This window comes from Pseudomonas sp. R1-7 (genome assembly GCF_051132105.1).
GTDB lineage: Bacteria > Pseudomonadota > Gammaproteobacteria > Pseudomonadales > Pseudomonadaceae > Aquipseudomonas.
The window spans coordinates 2,038,154-2,058,125 of the sequence record NZ_CP071661.1 but is presented as its reverse complement, the minus strand read 5'-3'; the positions used below and the strand labels follow the sequence as shown (position 1 = coordinate 2,058,125).

Annotated in this window: 15 protein-coding genes and 5 tRNA genes; 6 read left to right on the top strand and 14 right to left on the bottom strand. The window is 61.5% G+C overall.

Features of this window, described 5'->3' with window-relative positions; translation table 11 throughout:
* Window positions 1-29 precede the first annotated feature (29 nt).
* On the top strand, window positions 30-3,308 hold the full coding sequence (locus J3P79_RS09220; protein WP_434609874.1) for an EAL domain-containing protein: 3,279 nt from the start codon (window positions 30-32) through the stop codon (window positions 3,306-3,308).
* Between the two features lie 122 nt (window positions 3,309-3,430).
* Here the strand turns inward: J3P79_RS09220 and J3P79_RS09215 are convergent, their stop codons facing one another.
* The 11 genes from J3P79_RS09215 to uvrB form a co-directional block, all read right to left on the bottom strand.
* On the bottom strand, window positions 3,431-3,883 hold the full coding sequence (locus tag J3P79_RS09215; protein WP_420765681.1) for an Hsp20 family protein: 453 nt from the start codon (window positions 3,881-3,883) through the stop codon (window positions 3,431-3,433).
* Window positions 3,884-4,002: 119 nt separating this feature from the next.
* A complete protein-coding gene (locus J3P79_RS09210) occupies window positions 4,003-4,962 on the bottom strand; it encodes a tRNA dihydrouridine synthase (protein WP_434609872.1) in 960 nt (319 codons plus the stop codon).
* Between the two features lie 34 nt (window positions 4,963-4,996).
* On the bottom strand, window positions 4,997-5,449 hold the full coding sequence (locus J3P79_RS09205) for an acyl-CoA thioesterase (protein WP_434609870.1): 453 nt from the start codon (window positions 5,447-5,449) through the stop codon (window positions 4,997-4,999).
* 45 nt (window positions 5,450-5,494) lie between these two features.
* The gene (locus J3P79_RS09200) at window positions 5,495-6,328 is read right to left on the bottom strand and encodes an alpha/beta fold hydrolase (RefSeq protein ID WP_434609868.1); all 834 of its coding nucleotides are present in this window, start codon (window positions 6,326-6,328) and stop codon (window positions 5,495-5,497) included.
* Between the two features lie 27 nt (window positions 6,329-6,355).
* The gene (locus J3P79_RS09195; protein ID WP_305495839.1) at window positions 6,356-6,895 is read right to left on the bottom strand and encodes a TetR/AcrR family transcriptional regulator; all 540 of its coding nucleotides are present in this window, start codon (window positions 6,893-6,895) and stop codon (window positions 6,356-6,358) included.
* A gap of 179 nt (window positions 6,896-7,074) precedes the next feature.
* Window positions 7,075-7,150 (bottom strand) — tRNA-Glu (locus J3P79_RS09190).
* Window positions 7,151-7,226: 76 nt separating this feature from the next.
* A tRNA-Ala gene (locus J3P79_RS09185) sits at window positions 7,227-7,302 on the bottom strand.
* Window positions 7,303-7,358: 56 nt separating this feature from the next.
* A tRNA-Glu gene (locus J3P79_RS09180) sits at window positions 7,359-7,434 on the bottom strand.
* A 79-nt stretch (window positions 7,435-7,513) separates the two neighbouring features.
* A tRNA-Ala gene (locus J3P79_RS09175) sits at window positions 7,514-7,589 on the bottom strand.
* Between the two features lie 146 nt (window positions 7,590-7,735).
* Window positions 7,736-9,217 (bottom strand): glutamate--tRNA ligase, encoded by a 1,482-nt coding sequence (gltX, locus tag J3P79_RS09170; protein ID WP_434609866.1) that lies wholly within the window; start codon window positions 9,215-9,217, stop codon window positions 7,736-7,738.
* A gap of 168 nt (window positions 9,218-9,385) precedes the next feature.
* Window positions 9,386-11,401 (bottom strand): excinuclease ABC subunit UvrB, encoded by a 2,016-nt coding sequence (uvrB, locus tag J3P79_RS09165; RefSeq protein ID WP_434609864.1) that lies wholly within the window; start codon window positions 11,399-11,401, stop codon window positions 9,386-9,388.
* Between the two features lie 332 nt (window positions 11,402-11,733).
* On the opposite strand from uvrB, the gene J3P79_RS09160 reads away from it, so the two are divergent.
* The 4 genes from J3P79_RS09160 (at window position 11,734) to J3P79_RS09145 (ending at window position 13,942) form a co-directional block, all read left to right on the top strand.
* Complete coding sequence (locus tag J3P79_RS09160) at window positions 11,734-12,930, top strand: amino acid aminotransferase (protein WP_434609862.1); 1,197 nt, start codon at window positions 11,734-11,736, stop codon at window positions 12,928-12,930.
* A 211-nt stretch (window positions 12,931-13,141) separates the two neighbouring features.
* Window positions 13,142-13,217, top strand: a tRNA-Asn gene (locus tag J3P79_RS09155).
* A 258-nt stretch (window positions 13,218-13,475) separates the two neighbouring features.
* Window positions 13,476-13,670, top strand: coding sequence for a hypothetical protein (locus tag J3P79_RS09150; protein ID WP_434609860.1), 195 nt, complete (start codon window positions 13,476-13,478; stop codon window positions 13,668-13,670).
* An 89-nt stretch (window positions 13,671-13,759) separates the two neighbouring features.
* Window positions 13,760-13,942: a hypothetical protein gene (locus tag J3P79_RS09145; RefSeq protein ID WP_030142043.1), complete on the top strand. Its 183-nt coding sequence runs from the start codon at window positions 13,760-13,762 to the stop codon at window positions 13,940-13,942.
* Here J3P79_RS09145 and J3P79_RS09140 read toward each other — a convergent pair.
* Window positions 13,939-15,000: an AI-2E family transporter gene (locus tag J3P79_RS09140; protein WP_434609858.1), complete on the bottom strand. Its 1,062-nt coding sequence runs from the start codon at window positions 14,998-15,000 to the stop codon at window positions 13,939-13,941. The genes J3P79_RS09145 and J3P79_RS09140 overlap by 4 nt on opposite strands.
* A gap of 145 nt (window positions 15,001-15,145) precedes the next feature.
* Between J3P79_RS09140 and yegQ the strand changes: the two genes are divergently transcribed.
* Entirely contained in the window at window positions 15,146-16,477 is a 1,332-nt protein-coding gene (gene yegQ / locus J3P79_RS09135; protein ID WP_434609856.1) for a tRNA 5-hydroxyuridine modification protein YegQ, read from the top strand.
* A gap of 189 nt (window positions 16,478-16,666) precedes the next feature.
* On the opposite strand, the gene J3P79_RS09130 is transcribed toward yegQ, so the two are convergent.
* Together J3P79_RS09130 and J3P79_RS09125 are read right to left on the bottom strand one after the other, a co-directional pair.
* Window positions 16,667-18,346, bottom strand: coding sequence for a methyl-accepting chemotaxis protein (locus tag J3P79_RS09130; RefSeq protein WP_434609854.1), 1,680 nt, complete (start codon window positions 18,344-18,346; stop codon window positions 16,667-16,669).
* Window positions 18,347-18,573: 227 nt separating this feature from the next.
* Complete coding sequence (locus J3P79_RS09125; RefSeq protein WP_434611412.1) at window positions 18,574-19,890, bottom strand: Na+/H+ antiporter family protein; 1,317 nt, start codon at window positions 19,888-19,890, stop codon at window positions 18,574-18,576.
* Between the last annotated feature and the right edge of the window lie 82 nt (window positions 19,891-19,972).

Here is a 19,972-nt window from a genome sequence, read left to right as displayed (position 1 = left end):
ACAACCACCCGCCCAAGGCCCGCTAGCGAATGCCCAAACCCGCCGACCACCTTCCGCCCCTGCCGCGTATCCAGGCGCTCGACCCGAAGCGGTCCGAGCAGAGCTGGGACAGCGCGCCACAGTTGCTGGCCGCCCTGAACGGAGCGCGGCTGGGGGCCTGGTCGTGGGACATCGACACCGGACAGATAAGCTGGTCCCGAGGCACCCAGGCGCTGTTCGGCTTCGATCCGCGCCAACCGCTGCCGGCGGATGTGGATTATCTCGACCTGCTGCTGCCCGAGGACCGGGCACGGGGCGTGCGCGCGTTTCACGCGGCGGTGGCCGGCGCACCGCTTGAGCAGGCCATGCACCACCGCATCGTCTGGCCCGACGGCAGCCTGCATTGGCTGGAAATCAGCGGCAGCGTACTGCCCGACAAACATGGCCGTCCGCGCATGATCGGGGTGATCCGCGAGATCACCCACCAGCGCGAGCGGGAACAGGCGCTGCGCAGCTCGGAAAAACGCTTCGCCACGCTCTTTCATCTTTGCCCGAACATGGTCTTGCTGACGCGCCAGGAAGATGGACTGATCAGCGAAGCCAACCAGTATTTCGAGAGCCTGTTCGGCTGGCCGGTGCATGATGTGATTGGCCGCACCACCCTGGAACTGGGCTTGTGGGTCGACCCCGCACAACGGGCAAAACTGGTGGAGGCGACCAAGGCCAAGGGCGAACTGATCAGCATGGAGGTGGAGTTCCGCGCCAGTAAAGGCCAGGTCCACAACGGCATTCTCAGTGCGCAGAAAGTCGAACTCGAAGGCCAACCGTATCTGCTGAGCACGTTCCTCGACACCACCGAACACAAACTCGCCGAACAGGCCCTGAAGGACAGCCAGGAACGCCTGGACCTGGCCCTCGACTCGGCGCAACTGGGCACTTGGGACTGGCACATTCCCAGCGGCATGCTCTATGGCTCGGCCCGGGCCGCGCAGCTTCATGGCCTGGAGCCCAAGGCCTTTCATGAATCGTTCGACGCGTTTTTCGAGGGTGTGCCCACCGAAGAGCGCAATAACATGCGCAACGCCTACCGCAGCCTGCGCGAAGGCCCGGCGGGCAACTATCAATTGACCTATCGCGTGCAACTGCCGGACGGCAGCTCGCGTTATCTGGAAAGCCGCGCGCGCCTCTATCGCAACGACGACGGCAGCCCCTTGCGCATGGCCGGGACCTTGCTGGACATCACCGACCAAGTGGAGCGGGAGCAGAGCCTGGCGGCGTCGGAGGAGAAGTTCGCGACACTGTTCCAGGTCAGCCCCGATCCGATCTGCGTCACTCACCAGGACGACGGCAGATTCCTGGAAATCAATTCCAGCTTCACCCAGACCTTTGGCTGGACGGCCAGCGATGTGATCGGCCTCAGCGCCGACGAGATCGGCCTGTGGGACGCCTCGGGCAGCAGCCTGCAACGCATCGAACGCGTCATCCGCGAGCAATCGCTGAGCAATGTCGCTATTGTCGTTCATCACAAGAATGGCCAGCCGCTGACCTGCGTGATATCCAGCCGGCAGATCAACGTCAGCAACCAGCCCTGCATCGTCACCACCCTGCGAGACATCACCCAGCAACAGCGCTCCGAAGCAGCCCTGAAGGCCAGCGAAGAGAAGTTCGCCAAGGCGTTTCATTCCAGCCCCGATGCCATCACCATTACCGAGCTTGAAAGCGGTCGCTACCTGGAAGTCAACGACGGCTTCTGCCGGTTGACCGGCTACCGCGCCGATGAAGTGATCGGGCGTACAGTCCATGAGGTGGGTATCTGGGCCGAAGAAAAACAGCGCGCCGCCCTGCTGGCCGAACTGCAACTCAAGGGTCGCGTGGTCCATCAGGAAATGCTCGGGCGCAATAAACGGGGGGAAATCCTCACGGTGGAAGTGTCGGTGGAGCCCATCACGCTCAACGAAACAGCGTGCCTGCTGCTGACTGCCCGGGACGTCAGCCTGTTGCGCAACGCCGAAGCGCAGATCCGCCACCTGGCCTACCATGACCCCCTGACCAACCTGCCCAACCGTGCATTGCTGATGGACCGCTTGAGCCAGCAGATTGCCTTGCTCAAGCGCCACAACCTGCGCGGAGCGCTGCTGTTCCTCGACCTGGACCACTTCAAGCACATCAACGACTCCCTCGGTCACCCGGTGGGCGACACTGTGCTGAAGATCATCACCGCACGCCTGGAAGCCAGCGTGCGCCTCGAAGACACCGTGGCGCGGCTGGGCGGCGATGAGTTCGTCGTACTGCTCAGCGGCCTTGAAGGGACCCGCGCCATGGTCAGCCAACAGGTGCAAAACCTGGCCGATACCCTGCGCGACCTGCTCTCGGAACCGATGTTCCTCGACGGACAACGCCTGCAAGTCACGCCCAGCATCGGCATGGCGCTGATTCCGGACCACGGCTCCACACCGACCGACTTGCTCAAGCGCGCCGACATCGCCCTCTACCGCGCCAAGGATTCGGGACGCAACACCTCGCAGATGTTCCACACCACGATGCAAAAAGCGGCCAGCGAACGATTGCGCATGGAAACCGATTTGCGCCAGGCCTTGGCTCGCAACGAATTCAGCTTGCATTTCCAACCCCAGATCGATGCCCGGGACAACCGCATCATCGGGGCCGAAGCGCTGGTGCGCTGGCATCACCCCGACCTGGGCGCGCAATCGCCCAACGAATTCATCAAGGTATTGGAAGACAGCGGCTTGATCCTCGAAGTCGGCACCTGGATCCTCGATGAAGCCTGCGACGGCTTCAAGCAGCTGATCGCCAAGGGCAAGGTCGACCCACAACGGTTCAAACTGTGCGTCAACATCAGTCCCCGGCAGTTTCGCCAGAACGACTTCGTCGAGCGCATCGAAAGCAGCCTCGCCAGCCACGGGCTGCCCTACTCCCTGCTCAAGCTGGAAATTACCGAAGGCATCGTGATCCATAACCTGGACGACACCATCGCCAAGATGCGTCGGCTCAAGAAACTGGGCGTGAGCTTTGCCATGGATGACTTCGGCACCGGCTATTCATCGCTGACTTACCTCAAGCGGTTGCCGGTGGACACGTTGAAAATCGATCAATCCTTCGTGCGCGACGCCACCAGCGACCCCAACGACGCCGAAATCATCCGTGCCATTGTCGCCATGGCCCGCAGCCTGAACCTGGAAATGATCGCCGAAGGGGTGGAGACCTTGGAGCAACTACAATTCCTGCAGGGGCTCGATTGTCATTTGTACCAGGGTTACCTGCACAGCCGGCCGTTGCCACTGGAGGCGTTTGAGCGGTTGTTGCCCTAATTTTGAACGCAACAAGACGGGCTTTTGTGGCGAGGGGATTTATCCCCTCGCCACAACTTAATCTTCTAGCGATACAAAATGAAAAAGGGCGCCAATCGGCGCCCTTCTTCAATTGCGATGGATCAATTCTCCAGCGCGGGTTTCTGCTGCGCACCGTTGATCGGGATGCGCTTGGCTTTCGCCTCTTCCGGTACCACGCGCAACAGGTCGATGCTCAACAGACCGTTGCTCAGGCCGGCGGCCTTGATCTCGATATGATCCGCCAACCGGAAGGACAGCTTGAACGCACGCTGGGCGATGCCCTGGTGCAGGTAGGTCACGCTGTCGTTGCTGGCCTCGCGCTTGCCGCCGCTGATGGTCAGCACACCTTTCTCCACTTGCAGGTCCAGGTCTTCTTCCCGGAACCCAGCGGCGGCGACTACGATGCGGTATTCGTCATCGCCGTGTTTTTCCACGTTGTAGGGTGGATAGCTGCTGCCCGGTTCGTTGCGCAGGGCGGTTTCGAACAGGTCGTTGAAACGGTCGAAGCCCACCGAGGAACGGAACAGAGGGGCCAGCGAAAATGCAGTACTCATGATTCAAATCTCCTGAAAGTTCAGCAAGGTTTTTTGTCTCCGCGACCCGAATTCGGCATCGCGTATCCCCTATCTAGGGACCGCCAAAAACTTTTCAAGAGCTTTTTCTCAAATTTTTTTCAGGCCGCTTCGGTGCGCTGCACACCCAGCAAATGGCCCACCGCGTCCAGGTCGGTTTCCCGCCGCACGGCATTGAACAGCTCAACCGCCTCCGGATAATTTCGCGTCAGCATGGCCAGCCATTGCTTCAAACGGCCAGGCGCCTGGCGTGGCGTCAGTTGGTCGACCACTTGCACCCAGAAATCCTGGAGCATCGGTTGCAGGTCGGCCCAGGACATCTCGGTGACCTCTTCACCGGCCCGGGCGGCGGCGATCTGCCGGGCCAGGTCGGGACGGGACACCAGGCCGCGACCGAGCATGATGTCTTCGACACCGCTGATTTCGCGGCACCGGCGCCAGTCTTCGACGCTCCAGATATCGCCGTTGGCGAACACTGGCACCTTGACCACTTCCTGGACGCGGGGAATCCACTCCCAGTGGGCCGGAGGCTTGTAGCCGTCGACCTTGGTCCGCGCATGCACGACGATATGGGCCGCGCCGCCCTCGGCCAGCGCCGTGGCGCAGACCAGTGCGCCGTCCGGGCTGTCGAAGCCCAGGCGCATCTTGGCGGTAACGGGAATGTGTTTGGGCACCGCACGCCGCACATGCTCGACGATCTCGTTGAGCAGCTCCGGCTCCTTGAGCAGCACTGCCCCGCCCCGCGACTTGTTTACCGTCTTGGCCGGACAGCCAAAATTCAAGTCGATTACCTCAGACCCCAGCTCGCAGGCCAACGCCGCGTTTTCCGCCAGGCATACCGGGTCTGAGCCCAGCAATTGCACCCGCAGGGGCACGCCTGCAGCAGTCCGGGCGCCGGTCAGTAATTCCGGGCCGAGCTTGTGGAAATAGGCGGGCGTGAGCAGACGGTCGTTAACGCGGATGAACTCGGTGACGCACCAATCAATGCCGCCAACACGGGTCAGGACGTCCCGCAGGATGTTGTCGACCAACCCCTCCATGGGCGCCAAGGCAATTTGCATGGGAAACACACTCAACGAAAAAACGTGCGGCAGTTTAGCGGATTTCCTTTGCAAAATCGGCACCGACCGCCACGCCATAGCCCTCAATAAATTCCGGCGGCATGCGCTTGGGCCGTCCAGTGGACAGCTCAATGCAGACGAAGGTGGTCTGGGCTCGCAGCAATGTGGTGTTGTCGCTGGGCCGGACCAGTTGGAAGTGCCGGGTCATTTTCAGGCGCTGATCCCAGTCGACGATCCAGGTCGCCAGCTGCAGTTCGTCGCCCTCGTAGGCCGCTGCCAGGTAATCGATTTCATGCCGCACCACCGCCATGGCGCGATCCAGCCGCCGGTACTCCACCAGATCCAGGCCCAGACGCTGGGAATGCCGCCAGGCGCAGCGCTCAAGCCAGGTGACGTACACCGCGTTATTGGCGTGGCCCAGTCCGTCGATGTCTTCTGGATTGACCTGAAGATCAATAATGAACGGCGTTGCCCGATCCCAGCCCATGCCCCTCTCCCGGTCGAATTTGGATCGGGGCAGTGTACCGGATGCTCAGGCCGATTGCCGCGCTCGCAGGCTGCGCCCTGCCAGCAGTGATAACACCCCATCAATGACACGGGGATCGGCCAGGACTCGCTGGTGCCCGCCCTCAGGCAAGCGCAGCAGGCGGCTGTCGAACCAGGCTTCATGGATCAGTTGCGATTCCTTGACCGATACCGACGTATCGTCCTCGGCATGGACAATCAGCCCCGGAATATCCAGTTGGTATTGCGCGACGTCCATCTTCGAAGCCTGCATGCCTACATCCTGCTCCACCTGACGAATGAACGCCGAGCGCGCCCTGGCGGGCATGCCCATCATCCGGGCGAACCCACGCAACACGCCGAGGATACGCGCCGGCGCGGCGATACTCACCAGCGTCTCGGTTCGCAGCCCCAGCTGGACCGCCAGCATGGCACTGGCGCCGCCCATGGAGTGACCGATTACCGCTTGCAGCGGCGGCAACTCGGCTGCGGCTTCGAGCATCGCCCGGGCAAACAACAGGACATTGGCCTCGCGACCCGGCGAGCGGCCATGGGCCGGTCCATCCAGCGCCACCACGGTGTAACCGGCGTCCACCAGCGCGTTGATCAACGCTGCAAATTGGGTCGGCCGCCCTTCCCACCCGTGCATCAACAGGACCGCCGGGCCTTTACCCCAACGCAACGCAGACAGGCCGAAGCGCAACGTGATGCGCTCGGACGAGGCCAGCAATGGCAGCTCCCAGGCCCGTGGTGGCAGGTTGCGCGGACTCATGAAGACCCTGCGCATGCTCTTCGCCACCAGCCGCGGCGCTATCCAACCAAGGGTGCCATTGACGCCACGAATCCAGCTCAACCTGTCCATGCTCATCTCCAGGGCTTGCGCCTTAGCTCAACGCACCGCCGACTTGGCGGCGCGCAGTAAACGATCCGATAACTCACCCGGGCCCAATGCCCGTGCCAGGGCCAGGCCGCCGACCATCAAGGCGATGTCGGCCAGGGCTTTGTCGGCGTCTTCGGGGCTGGCGGCCAACTGCGCGACCATCAGCTCGATATGCTCACTCAGAACTTCACGGAATGCGTCCGGCAGCCGCCCGAGCTCGCCGACCGATGCCGGGATCGGACACGCTTGCTCGGTGGAATCGCGGTGCTTGCGCGACAGATAGAACGCTGCGACCAATGCGCGCCGCTCTTCACCCGTCAGCTCGGCATCCATGTCGGCGATCAAGCCACGGCGGCGATTCAGCAATTGCTTGAACGCCTCCAGCATCAACGCGTCCTTGCTTTCGAAATGGGCATAAAAACCGCCCACCGTCAGCCCGGCTGCGCCCATCACCTCCCCCACGCTCGGCTCGGCCGGCCCGCGCTGGATCAGCGCATCGCTGGCGGCCTTGAGAATGCGTTCGCGGGTTTGTGCTTTTTTATCGCTCATCGTTGCCTCCGAATATTACGATTGAAATATTATTCCCATAATAAATTTCCGCAAGCGAAATCGTGCCCGCTGGTCAGAAGTATTTTTCGAGGATAAGGGAATTGGCTGAATGCCAGGCAAACAAAAGGGCCATTCAAGAATTGAATGACCCTTATAAAATCCCGCAGAGCGGGTAATCGTGGCGTCCCCTAGGGGACTCGAACCCCTGTTACCGCCGTGAAAGGGCGGTGTCCTAGGCCACTAGACGAAGGGGACACAAACCTTCTGAACATGATCAGCGCTGAGTACTGATCGCTTCAAGGCCGGTGTGGCCAAACCTTGAAGTGTAAATTGGTGGAGCTAGACGGGATCGAACCGTCGACCTCTTGCATGCCATGCAAGCGCTCTCCCAGCTGAGCTATAGCCCCGGATTTTTCGCCTCGCGGCGGAGCGACATCATCTTGCAACATCGCTTCTGTAAAACTGGCGTCCCCTAGGGGACTCGAACCCCTGTTACCGCCGTGAAAGGGCGGTGTCCTAGGCCACTAGACGAAGGGGACGCAAACCCTTCTATACAACTGATCAACGCTGAGTGTTGATCGCTTCAAGGCCGGTGTGGCCAGGCCTCGAAGTGTAAATTGGTGGAGCTAGACGGGATCGAACCGTCGACCTCTTGCATGCCATGCAAGCGCTCTCCCAGCTGAGCTATAGCCCCTCATCGCTGAGGACGGGGCGAATCTTAAGGGCGTATCGGAGGGCTGTCAAATTTATTTTCAAAGAATTTGAAAATTTTTTGCCGGGATAACAATCACTTACCGACAAACCCCGGAAAACCGGGGCATGCCCTGCTCCTTCGACTGCTTAAGCAATCGCGCCCAGCAGTTTTTCCCACTCCTTGTTTTCCTTCTTCGACACACCACCGAGCAGATCGATGGCCTGGCGCAGGCGGAAACGGGTCAGGTCCGGCCCGAGGATTTCCATTGCATCGAGCACCGACACCGAGCTGGCCTGGCCGGTAATGGCGGCGAACATCAACGGCATGGCATCGCGCAATTTCAATTCCAGCGATTCGACCACGGCCTGGATGGTCGCGGTGATGCTGTCCTTCTCCCACTGGCGCAGGCTTTCGAGCTTCCACAGGATCAACTGCATCAATTGCCGCACCTGGTCGCCCGAGAGCTTCTTGGATTCGAACAACTTCGCGTCCGGAGTCACGCCTCCGGCGAAGAAGAAACCGGCCAACGGCGCGATCTGGCTGAACGTCTCGACCCTGCCCTGCACATGGGGAGCGATCTTCATCATGTACTCGGGGTTGAACGCCCACTTCTGCACGCGTGCGGCGAACTCTTCCACCGGCAGGTCACGCAGCCACTGGCCGTTGAGCCACGACAGCTTCTCGACGTCGAAGATCGGCCCGCCCAGGGAGACGCGCGACAGGTCGAAGTGCTCGACCATTTCCTGCAGCGAGAACTTCTCACGCTCGTCCGGCATCGACCAGCCCATGCGGCCCAGGTAGTTGAGCATCGCCTCGGGCATGAAGCCCATGCGCTCGTAGAAGGTCACCGAGGTCGGGTTCTTGCGCTTGGACAGCTTGCTCTTGTCCGGGTTACGCAGCAGTGGCATGTAGCACAGCTGAGGTTGTTCCCAGCCGAAGTACTCGTAGAGCAGGATCAGTTTCGGCGCCGACGGCAGCCACTCTTCACCGCGCAGGACGTGGGTGATGCTCATCAGGTGGTCGTCGACCACGTTGGCCAGGAAGTACGTCGGCAGGCCGTCGGTCTTCATCAGCACTTGCATGTCCATGCGATCCCATGGGATCTCGACATCGCCACGCAGCATGTCCGGCACCACGCAAACGCCTTCGGTCGGCACCTTCATGCGGATCACATGGGGCTCGCCAGCGGCCAGGCGACGGGCGACTTCTTCCTTGGACAGCAGCAGCGCGCGGCCGTCGTAGCGCGGGGTTTCGCCACGGGCGATCTGCTCGGCGCGCATCTGGTCGAGTTCTTCGGCAGTGCAGAAGCAAGGGAACGCATGCCCCATGTCCACCAATTGTTGACAGTACTGCTTGTAGATCTCACCACGTTCGCTCTGGCGATACGGGCCGTGCGGGCCGCCGACGTCCGGGCCTTCGCTCCAATCGATGCCAAGCCAGCGCAGGGCGTCGAAAATCTGCTGTTCCGACTCGCGGGTCGAACGCAACTGATCGGTGTCCTCGATCCGCAGGATGAACTCACCACCGTGCTGCTTGGCAAAGCAATAGTTGAACAAGGCGATGTAAGCGGTGCCGACATGGGGATCGCCAGTGGGCGAAGGCGCGATGCGGGTACGGACGGTGGTCATGGCATGTCTCGGAAAGAAGATAAAAGCGAAGATCGAACAGGGGGCGAATGGTAACAGGCGATGGTGGGCGGGCTCCAGTGAGACCGGGATTTGTGTGGCCAGTCGTCAGACCGAGTCGCGCCCATCGCGAGCAAGCTCGCGATGAGGCCCTTAAAACCGCCAAAAACCTCAGACAGTCAGCAACCGCTCCCGCAACTTGCCAATCTCATCACGCAACTGCGCTGCCGCCTCGAACTCCAGGTCCCGGGCCAACTGGTACATCTTCTCTTCCAACTGCCGGATCCGCTTGGTGATTTCGCTCGGGGAGCGCAGTTCGGCCTCGTAGCGGGCGCTCTCTTCAGCGGCCTTGGCCATGCCCTTGCGCTTCTTGCTGCGCGAACCAGGCACGGTGGCGCCTTCCATGATATCGGCGACGTCCTTGAACACGCCCTTGGGCGTGATGCCGTTGGCCAGGTTGAAAGCGATCTGTTTATCACGGCGGCGCTCGGTCTCGCCGATGGCCCGCTCCATGGAGCCGGTGATGCGATCGGCATACAAAATCGCCCGGCCATTGAGGTTACGCGCCGCGCGACCGATGGTCTGGATCAACGAACGCTCGGAACGCAGGAAACCTTCCTTGTCGGCATCGAGGATTGCCACCAGCGACACTTCCGGCATATCCAGGCCTTCACGCAGCAGGTTGATGCCCACCAGCACGTCGAAGGTGCCCAGGCGCAGGTCGCGAATGATCTCGACCCGCTCCACCGTGTCGATGTCCGAGTGCAGGTAACGCACCCGCACGCCGTGGTCGGCCAGATAGTCGGTGAGGTCTTCGGCCATACGCTTGGTCAGCGTAGTGACCAGCACCCGCTCCTCCAGCGCCACGCGCTTGGTGATTTCCGACAGCAGGTCATCGACCTGGGTCAGCGCCGGACGCACCTCCACTTGCGGGTCCACCAGGCCCGTCGGCCGCACCACTTGCTCCACCACGCGCCCGGCATGCTCGGCCTCGTAGTTGCCAGGGGTCGCCGAGACGAAAATCGTCTGCGGGCTCACGCTTTCCCATTCGTCGAAACGCATCGGCCGGTTATCCAGGGCCGAAGGCAGGCGGAAGCCATATTCCACCAGGGTTTCCTTGCGCGAACGGTCGCCTTTGTACATGGCGCCAACCTGCGGAACGCTGACGTGGGACTCGTCGATCACCAGCAAGGCGTCAGGTGGCAAGTAATCATACAAGGTGGGCGGCGGTGCCCCCGCCGGGCGACCCGACAGGTAGCGCGAGTAGTTCTCGATGCCGTTGCAATAGCCCAGCTCCAGGATCATCTCCAGGTCAAAGCGGGTGCGCTGCTCCAGGCGCTGGGCTTCCACCAGCTTGTTGTTCGAACGCAGGTACTCCAGGCGCTCTTGCAGCTCGGCCTTGATCCCTTCGATGGCGTCCAACAGGGTTTCCCGTGGCGTCACGTAGTGGCTCTTGGGGTAGAACGTGAAGCGTGGCAACTTTCGGATCACCTCGCCGGTCAGCGGGTCGAACGCCGAAATGCTCTCCACTTCATCGTCGAACAGCTCGATGCGAATCGCTTCCAGGTCCGATTCCGCCGGGTAGATGTCGATCACATCGCCCCGAACCCGAAACGTCGCCCGGGCGAAATCCATGTCGTTGCGGGTGTATTGCAAATCCGCCAGGCGCCGGAGCAAGGCGCGCTGGTCGAGTTTGTCGCCGCGGTCCACGTGCAGGACCATCTTCAGATAGGTTTCCGGGCTGCCTAAGCCGTAGATGCACGACACGGTGGTAACGATGATCGCGTCCTTGCGCTCAAGCAACGCCTTGGTCGCCGACAGCCGCATCTGTTCGATGTGGTCATTGATCGAGGCGTCCTTCTCGATGAAGGTGTCCGACGACGGCACGTAGGCCTCGGGCTGGTAGTAGTCGTAGTAGGAAACGAAGTACTCCACCGCGTTGTTCGGGAAAAACGCCTTGAATTCGCCGTACAACTGCGCCGCCAGGGTCTTGTTCGGCGCCAGCACCAGTGTCGGGCGCTGCACCTGGGCGATCACGTTGGCGATGCTGAAGGTCTTGCCCGAACCGGTCACACCCAGCAACGTCTGGTGCGCCAGCCCGGCCTCGATGCCTTCGACCATCAGGCGGATGGCTTCCGGCTGATCGCCGGCGGGCTGGAAGCGGGTGACTAGCTGGAATTCAGACATAACATAACCCCTGGGTTCACTCCTGTCGGCCAGGCGACGGGAACGAGAAAGACCGAAACGACTGACGCCGCCCGATGAAAAAGCTGGAATTCATACAATGTGGAGGTGAATGCCTTCGCTTTCAAGACGAACGTCCTACACGCCTTGCAGACTTTGACGCTGCGAAGGGACTAACGGTCGAAAAAAATCGAAAATTCTTACCGTAAACACCGAATAGCCTGTCGCCGTGTCCGGTGATGGCCTCTATACTAGCTCCCCGTTTGTGCACCGCTCTAGTGCATCCGGCTGGAGCGCGACACGTCCCCTCACTCTCCATTCAGAGCCGCGCACTAATGAGCCTGTTTTCCGCTGTCGAATTGGCACCACGCGACCCCATCCTGGGCCTCAACGAAGCTTTCAACGCCGACACCCGTACCAATAAGGTCAACCTGGGCGTAGGTGTTTACTGCAACGAGGAAGGGCGCATTCCGTTGCTGCGCGCCGTGGTTGAAGCCGAGACGATTCGCGTGGCTCAGCACGTTTCCCGTGGCTACCTGCCGATCGACGGCATCGCCGCGTACGACCAGGCAGTCCAGACCCTGCTGTTCGGCAAGGACTCCCCGCTGATCGCTTCCGGCCGCGTCATCACCACCCAGGCGGTGGGCGGCACCGGCGCACTGAAGATCGGCGCCGACTTCCTCAAGCAACTGCTGCCTGACGCAGTCGTGGCCATCAGCGACCCGAGCTGGGAAAACCACCGTGCGCTGTTCGAAACCGCCGGCTTCCCGGTGCAGAACTATCGCTATTACGATGCCGCCACCCACGACGTGAACCGCAGCGGCCTGCTGGAAGATCTCAACGCCCTGCCCGACCGCTCGATCGTCGTGCTGCACGCCTGCTGCCATAACCCGACCGGCGTGGACCTGAGCCCGGAAGACTGGAAAAACGTCCTGGCCGTGGTCAAGGCCAAGAACCACGTGCCGTTCCTGGACATGGCTTACCAGGGCTTCGGCAAAGGCATCGATGAAGACGCCGCAGCCGTGCGCCTGTTCGCCGAGTCGGGCCTGACCTTCTTCGCCTCCAGTTCGTTCTCCAAGTCGTTCTCCCTGTACGGTGAGCGTGTTGGCGCCCTGTCGATCGTCAGCGAGTCGAAGGAAGAAAGTGCCCGCGTGCTGTCCCAGGTCAAGCGCGTGATCCGCACCAACTACTCCAACCCGCCGACCCATGGCGCCAGCATCGTCGCTGCCGTGCTCAACAGCCCAGAGTTGCGGGCCCAATGGGAAGAAGAGTTGGCCGAGATGCGCCTGCGTATTCGTGGCATGCGCGACCAGATGGTGGACATGCTGGCCAAGGCCGCGCCGCACCACGACTTCAGCTTCGTCGCACGCCAGAGCGGCATGTTCTCCTACTCCGGCCTGACCGTTGAACAAGTGACACGCCTGCGCAACGAGTTCGGTATCTATGCCCTGGACACCGGCCGCATCTGCGTGGCCGCGCTGAACCAGAACAACATCGAAGCGGTGACCAAGGCCATCGTCCAGGTGATCTGAGCCTCGATGGTTTGGAAAAGTGGGAGGCCCTGGCCTCCCACTTTTTTTTGCGCCCCCCTGTGGCGAGGGAGCAAGCTCCCTCGCCACGAAAGCTCCGAGTGACTGTGTGAAGCGGTAACATTTGCTACCGGGACGCCTGAGCGACGAAAACCCCGCCCAGCCATCAACTCAAGCTTGACTTCTCTTTTCCAATCAGTAACATACGCGCCATTCCGCGATAGCTCAGTTGGTAGAGCAAGTGACTGTTAATCACTGGGTCCCTGGTTCGAGTCCAGGTCGTGGAGCCAGACAGCAAAAAACAAAGCCCCTGGATCGAAAGGTCCAGGGGCTTTTTCATGGGCGCTTTTCGACGTGAGCGACCGCCGGTCGCCGCGGACCGCGTACCTGAGGTCGCTACCAGAACAATAATCTGGCGCCAACCCGGCATTATGGTCTGAATCCTGCTTTCCTTTTTCCGAAAAGCCCAGCTGTCACGCGAGCGTCACGGTAGTGCCGCAAACTGCCCCTGTCCGCCACAGCAGCTTCATAACAACAAGGACGAAGCCATGCCCACACAAAACCCTCACCGCATCGTCGGCCTGTGCACCTCCAGCAAGGTGTACAACGCGCTGACCGAACTCAGGCACCTGGAAGGCCACCGCAGCGCCAAATTCCTTTCCTTGCTCGCGGAAAACCTGGTTCGCAAGGGCCTGCTCAGCGAGCAGGAAGTGATGCACATGCTCGACTTGGTGGTCGATTGAGCGGCATCGATTCCTACTATTGAGACCGTTGATTTTTCTCCATCCCGCATGAAACGTAAGGTAACCCCATCGTTTGATGGAGGTTTCCCATGCCCAAGGTTCAAATCATGTCTGTCGTTGGCAGCGCCGTTCCCGCCCCGCTCAGGGAGCGTGGCCTGTTGGCTTGCTGGTATCTGGTGCAGGACGGCGTGACCGTCAGCGGCCCGCTGACTTCACTGCCCGCCGCCCAGGCCATGTCGCAACGTATCGGTCCCTACCTCCTGCGCGCCTAGGGCAACTGCACCCGAGGCGTGTTTTCGACGAACAACGCCCAGCACGACATGAACAGCGCCGCGATCAGCGGGCCGATGACGAAGCCATTCAGGCCGAACACCGCCAACCCGCCCAGCGTCGAGACCAGGACCATGTAGTCCGGCATCTTGGTGTCCTTGCCCACCAGGATCGGCCGCAAGAAGTTGTCCACCAGGCCGATCACGAATACGCCAAACAGCGTCAGCACCACGCCCTGCCAGATTGCCCCGGACAACAGGAAATACACCGCCACCGGCGCCCAGACGATGCCCGCCCCCACCGCCGGCAACAGCGACAGGAACGCCATCAGCACCGCCCAAGGCAACACCGTCGGGATGCCGAGCACCCAGAAAATCAAGCCGCCCAACGCGCCTTGGGTAATCGCGACCAACAGGTTGCCCTTCACCGTCGCACGAACCACACGGTTGAATTTGAGCTGAAGGCGCCGCTTCTGGTGCTCGGCCAGTGGCACCGCCGAGCGCACCTTGCGCACCAGTTCCGGTCCGTCGCGCAGGAAAAAGAACAGCAGGTAGAGCATCACGAAAAAACTCACCAGGAACTGGAACGTGCCCTGGCCGAAACTGAACGCCTGGGTGGCGAAGAACTCGCTGCCCTGCATCGCGCTCTTGACGATCTTGTCCCGCAGCCCGCTCAGGTTGCCCAGGCCGAAACGGTCCAGCAGGTGCTGGAAGTACGGCGGCAATGCGTCCTTGAAGCGCGCCAGGTAATCGGCAACGTCCAGTTCGCCGCTTTCCAGGCTCTTGTAGAGGGCCGCCCCTTCCTGGACCAGCAAGGTGCTGATGACGATCACCGGCAAGATAGCGATCAGCATGCAAGTGGTCAGGGTCAGCAGCGTCGTGATGTTGCGCGGCCAGTTGAGTTTCAATTGCAGGCGCCGCTGCAGCGGCGCGAAGACGATGCCCAGGATAACGGCCCAGAACACTGCCCCGTAGAACGGCAGCAGGATCCAGACGAAGGCGATGCTGACCAGGATCAGCAGCAACATCTGCGACTTGTTTTGGAGGTTTTTGCGGTTCATTGGCTTTCCATTCCTTGGCAGATAAACGTTAGTCCGCCAGGACTCGCCGGAGTGCCGTCGCGCCTGTTGCGCAGCCTTGATCCAGATCAATACCGCCGGGCCGGCCATGGCCTACCCTCGGCGCTTTTTGCGGTCCGACGCCACCATGCACCTCGTAGCCCCCGAACTGCTCGCCCCTGCCGGCACCCTGAAAAACATGCGCTACGCCTTCGCCTACGGCGCCGATGCGGTCTATGCCGGCCAACCGCGCTACAGCTTGCGGGTGCGCAACAATGAATTCGACCACGCCAACCTGGCCCTGGGCATTCATGAGGCCCAAAGCCTGGGCAAGCGCTTCTACGTGGTGGTGAACATCGCCCCACACAACGCCAAGCTACGCACCTTCCTCAAGGATCTCGAACCGGTGATCGCCATGGGCCCGGACGCACTGATCATGTCCGACCCGGGGCTGATCATGCTGGTTCGCCGGCATTTCCCGCAGATGCCGATCCATCTGTCGGTACAGGCCAACACGGTGAACTGGGCCAGCGTCGAGTTCTGGCAACAGCAGGGCCTGAGTCGGATCATCCTCTCCCGCGAGTTGTCGCTGGAGGAAATTGCCGAGATTCGCCAGCAGGTGCCGGCCATGGAGCTGGAAGTGTTCGTCCACGGCGCGCTGTGCATGGCCTATTCCGGACGCTGCCTGCTGTCGGGCTATCTGAACCGGCGCGATGCCAACCAGGGCAGTTGCACCAACGCCTGCCGCTGGAAATATTCGGCGCAACCGGCGGTGGAAAATACCGCGGGCGACATCGTCCAGGTGTATCAGCCGGAACCGACCCTGGGCCTCGGCGCGCCGACCGACCAGGTGTTCCTGCTGCAAGAGGCCAACCGCCCGGACGAATCCATGCCGGCCTTCGAGGACGAGCATGGCACCTACATCATGAATGCCAAGGATCTACGAGCCGTACAGCACGTGGAACGCCTGACCCGCATGGGCGTACATTCGCTGAAGATCGAAGGCCGGACCAAGTCGCATTTCTATTGCGCGCGCACCACTCAGGTGTATCGCCGCGCCATCGATGACGCGATGGCCGGCCGAGAATTCGACCGCAGCCTCATGACCGACCTCGAATCCCTCGCCCAACGCGGGTACACCGAAGGTTTCCTGCGTCGCCATGTGCACGATGAATACCAGAACTACCAGAACGGCAGCTCGGTGTCGGAGCGCCAGCAGTTCGTCGGCGAACTGACCGGCGCCCGGCGTGAGCGCATGGCCGAAGTACGGGTGAAGAATCGCTTCGCCCTGGGGGATCACATGGAGCTGATGACGCCCAAGGGCAACTTCCACTTCGACCTGCACCAGTTGCAGAACGTCAAGGGCCAAGGCATCGACGTCGCACCAGGGGACGGGCACGTGGTGTATGTGCCGATTCCGGATGCGGTGGATTTGCGGTTTGGGTTGTTGATGCGCGATGTGCGGGAGTTGGCTGCCTGATCATTGTGGCGAGGGGATAAATCCCCTCGCCACAACAGCGCTCGACTTGAGTTGGCGGAGCGACTTGCCCGGCAAAAACTGCCGAAGGCTGCGATCCTCCGCTCTCGATAAGGCCTGGCAGGCCAGGCGAAAAACATCTGGATCGAAAGCGAAAGATCGCAGCCTTCGGCAGCTCTTGCCGCGCCCGGATCAGATCCGGAACTGCCCCACCAATTGGCCCAGGCGCTGGCCCAGGTCGGCCAGGCTGCGGGAGGTCTGGGCGCCGAGTTGGGTTTCGTCGGCAACGCTGTCCACGGCCACGGCAATCTGATGTACGCTGCGGTTGATTTCTTCGGCCACGGCGGTTTGTTCCTCGGCGGCGCTGGCGATCTGGGCGTTCATCGAGTTGATGGTGCCAATCAACTGCGCCATGGTGTCCAGTGACGCGCCGGCCTCGTTGGCCCGCTCCGAAGTGCCATCGCCGGCCTCACTGGAACGGCGCATCGCTTCCACCGCCGCATGAGTACCCGATTGCAGGCGATCGATCATGCCCTGGATTTCCTGGGTGCTTTGCTGGGTTCGGCTGGCAAGGGCGCGGACTTCATCGGCCACCACCGCAAACCCACGCCCCGCCTCACCGGCACGTGCGGCCTCGATGGCGGCGTTCAGGGCCAGCAAGTTGGTCTGCTCGGCGATGGAGCGAATCACCCCGAGCACACTGACAATCGAAGCGACGTCCTGTTGCAGGCTGTCCAGGGACACACCGCTGCTGCGGATATCGTTCACCAGTGCATGAATCTGTTGGATGCTGCCGGCTACCACGCGCTTGGCCGACTGCCCTTCTTCGTCGGTCTGCTGGGCCGCAACGGCTGCGCCTTGGGCACTGCGGGCGACTTCCTGGGCGGCGGACGACATCTCGTTGATCGCGGTGGCGACCTGGTCGGTTTCGTGGCGCTGACGCTCCATCGCCTGCTCGGAACGCTGGGCCTGCTCGGAAACTTGCGTCACCAGGCCGGTCAATTGCGAAGTCATGTCGGTGATCTGCCGCACCAGGCCATGGATCTTGTCGACGAAGCGGTTGAACGAACCGGCCAACTGGCCCAGTTCATCCTGGCTGGTAATCTCCAGGCGCCGGGTCAGGTCGCCCTCGCCCGCCGCGATGTCGTCGAGGTTGTCTTTCATCAGGTGCAACGGACGCAGGATGGTATTGGCGAGCACCAGGCCCACGACTGCAATCACCAGCAACACGACGGCGGCGATCCCGACGATGCTCAGAATCACGCCCTGCAGGCGTTCGTGGACCTTGGCTTCGACCAATGCCACCTGACCTTCAATGCCGTCCAGGTTGACCGAACTGCCGACCGCCAGGTCCCACTTGGGCAGGTATTCGGTGTAGCCGAGCTTGGGCACCAGGTCCTTGCTGCCAGGCAGTGGCGAGCTGTATTCCAGGTAATGCGTCCCGTCCTTGGCGACTTTCACCAGGTCACGGTTGACGTAGACACCGTTCGGGTCGCGGTTGTCCTTGAAGCTTTTGCCCACGCCATCGGGACTGTTGGCCTTGAACAGACGAATGGTCTCGGAGTCATAGCCGAAGAAATAGCCGTCCTTGCCGTAGCTGATATTCGACAAGAGCTTGATCGCCTGGGCGCGTGCCTCGTTATCGCCTGGCGCGGCGGCATCGTAGAGCGGCTTGATGGCCGTCAGCCCGACCGCGACATAATTCTGCAACGTGGCCTTGGCTTCGCTGAGCAAGCGCTCGCGAGTCTGCTGGACTTCTTTGCTGGCCTGCTCCTTCAAGATGAACGCAGTGGTCAGGCTGATGATCACAGCGGACAGCAATACCGGGAGTATCGCAAGGGACAGGACTTTAGCCTTCAAGCTCAGGCGCATGCTGTTCACTCTTGTAGGTGTTATTGGCGTGGTTAGCTGGGTTAACGGCAGCGCACGGCAAAACTGTAGGACAAGGTGAACAGTTGGCAGCAAGAGTCGCTGGATTCACAGGCCCCATCGCGAGCAAGCTCGCTCCCACAGTGATTTGATGTGAACACGAGATGTGTGAACACCACCGAACCCTGTGGGAGCGAGCTTGCTCGCGATGAAGGCGACTCGGTCCCGAGTTACAACACCATCGCCGCCACCCAACCAAACGCCAGCAACGGCAGGTTGTAGTGGATGAAGGTCGGGACCACGGTGTCCCAGATATGGTGATGCTGGCCGTCGATGTTCAGGCCGGAGGTCGGGCCGAGGGTCGAGTCCGAGGCGGGCGAGCCGGCGTCGCCCAGCGCGCCCGCGGTGCCGACGATGCAGACGATCGCCAGCGGGCTGAAGCCCAGTTGCAGGCACAGCGGCACGAAGATAGTCGCCAGGATCGGCACCGTGGAGAACGACGAGCCGATGCCCATCGTCACCAACAGCCCCACCAGCAACATCAGCAACGCGCCGACGCCCTTGTTGTGGCCGATCCAGGCCGCCGAGGCTTCCACCAGGCTCTGGACTTCACCGGTGGCCTTCATCACTTCGGCAAACCCCGAGGCGGCGATCATGATGAAGCCGATCATCGCCATCATCTTCATGCCTTCGGTGAATAGGTCGTCGGTCTCGCGCCAACGCACCACCCCCGAGACCGAAAAGATCAGGAAGCCCGCCAGCGCACCAATGATCATCGAATCAAGCAGCAGTTGGATGGCGAACGCCGCCGCGATCGCCAACCCGGCGACCACCAGGCTCAGCGGGTTGTAGCGCACCGCCACTTGCTCGGCGCGAGCGATTTTCTTCAGGTCGTAGACGCGCTTCTTCCGATAGGTGAAAAACGACAGCATCAGGCCAAACACCATGCCCAGCGCCGGAATACCCATGGCGTGGGTGATGTTGATGCCGCTGACGTCCACACCGCTGCGAGCGACGTTGGCCAGCAGGATCTCATTGAGGAAGATATTGCCGAAGCCCACCGGCAGGAACATGTAGGGCGTGATCAAGCCGAAGGTCATCACGCAAGCGATCAGACGACGGTCCAGCTGCAGCTTGGTCAACACGTAGAGCAGCGGCGGCACCAGCAGCGGAATGAAGGCGATGTGGATCGGCAGGATGTTCTGGGAGGCGACCGCGACCGTGCCCAGCAGCCCGATCAGCACCCATTTGACGCCCGTGCCGCCGGCGGTATCCTGGCGATCCACCAGGGCCAGGGCTTTGTCCGCCAGGGCGTGGGCCATACCGGACTTGGCAATCGCCACGGCAAAGGCGCCGAGCAAGGCATAAGACAACGCCACCGTCGCGCCGCCACCCAGGCCCGCATTGAACGCCTTGAGCGTCGCCTCGATCCCCAGGCCGCCCGTCAGGCCACCCACCAACGCGCCGACAATCAGCGCGATCACCACATGCACGCGGGACAGGCTGAGCACCAGCATGACGCCAACCGCAGCAATTACTGCATTTATCATCGTTACCTCAAAGCACAGCGATGGAAAGCCACCGGACAAAAAGGTCGCGACTTTGCAGGAAGCGGCGGCAAGCTGCAAG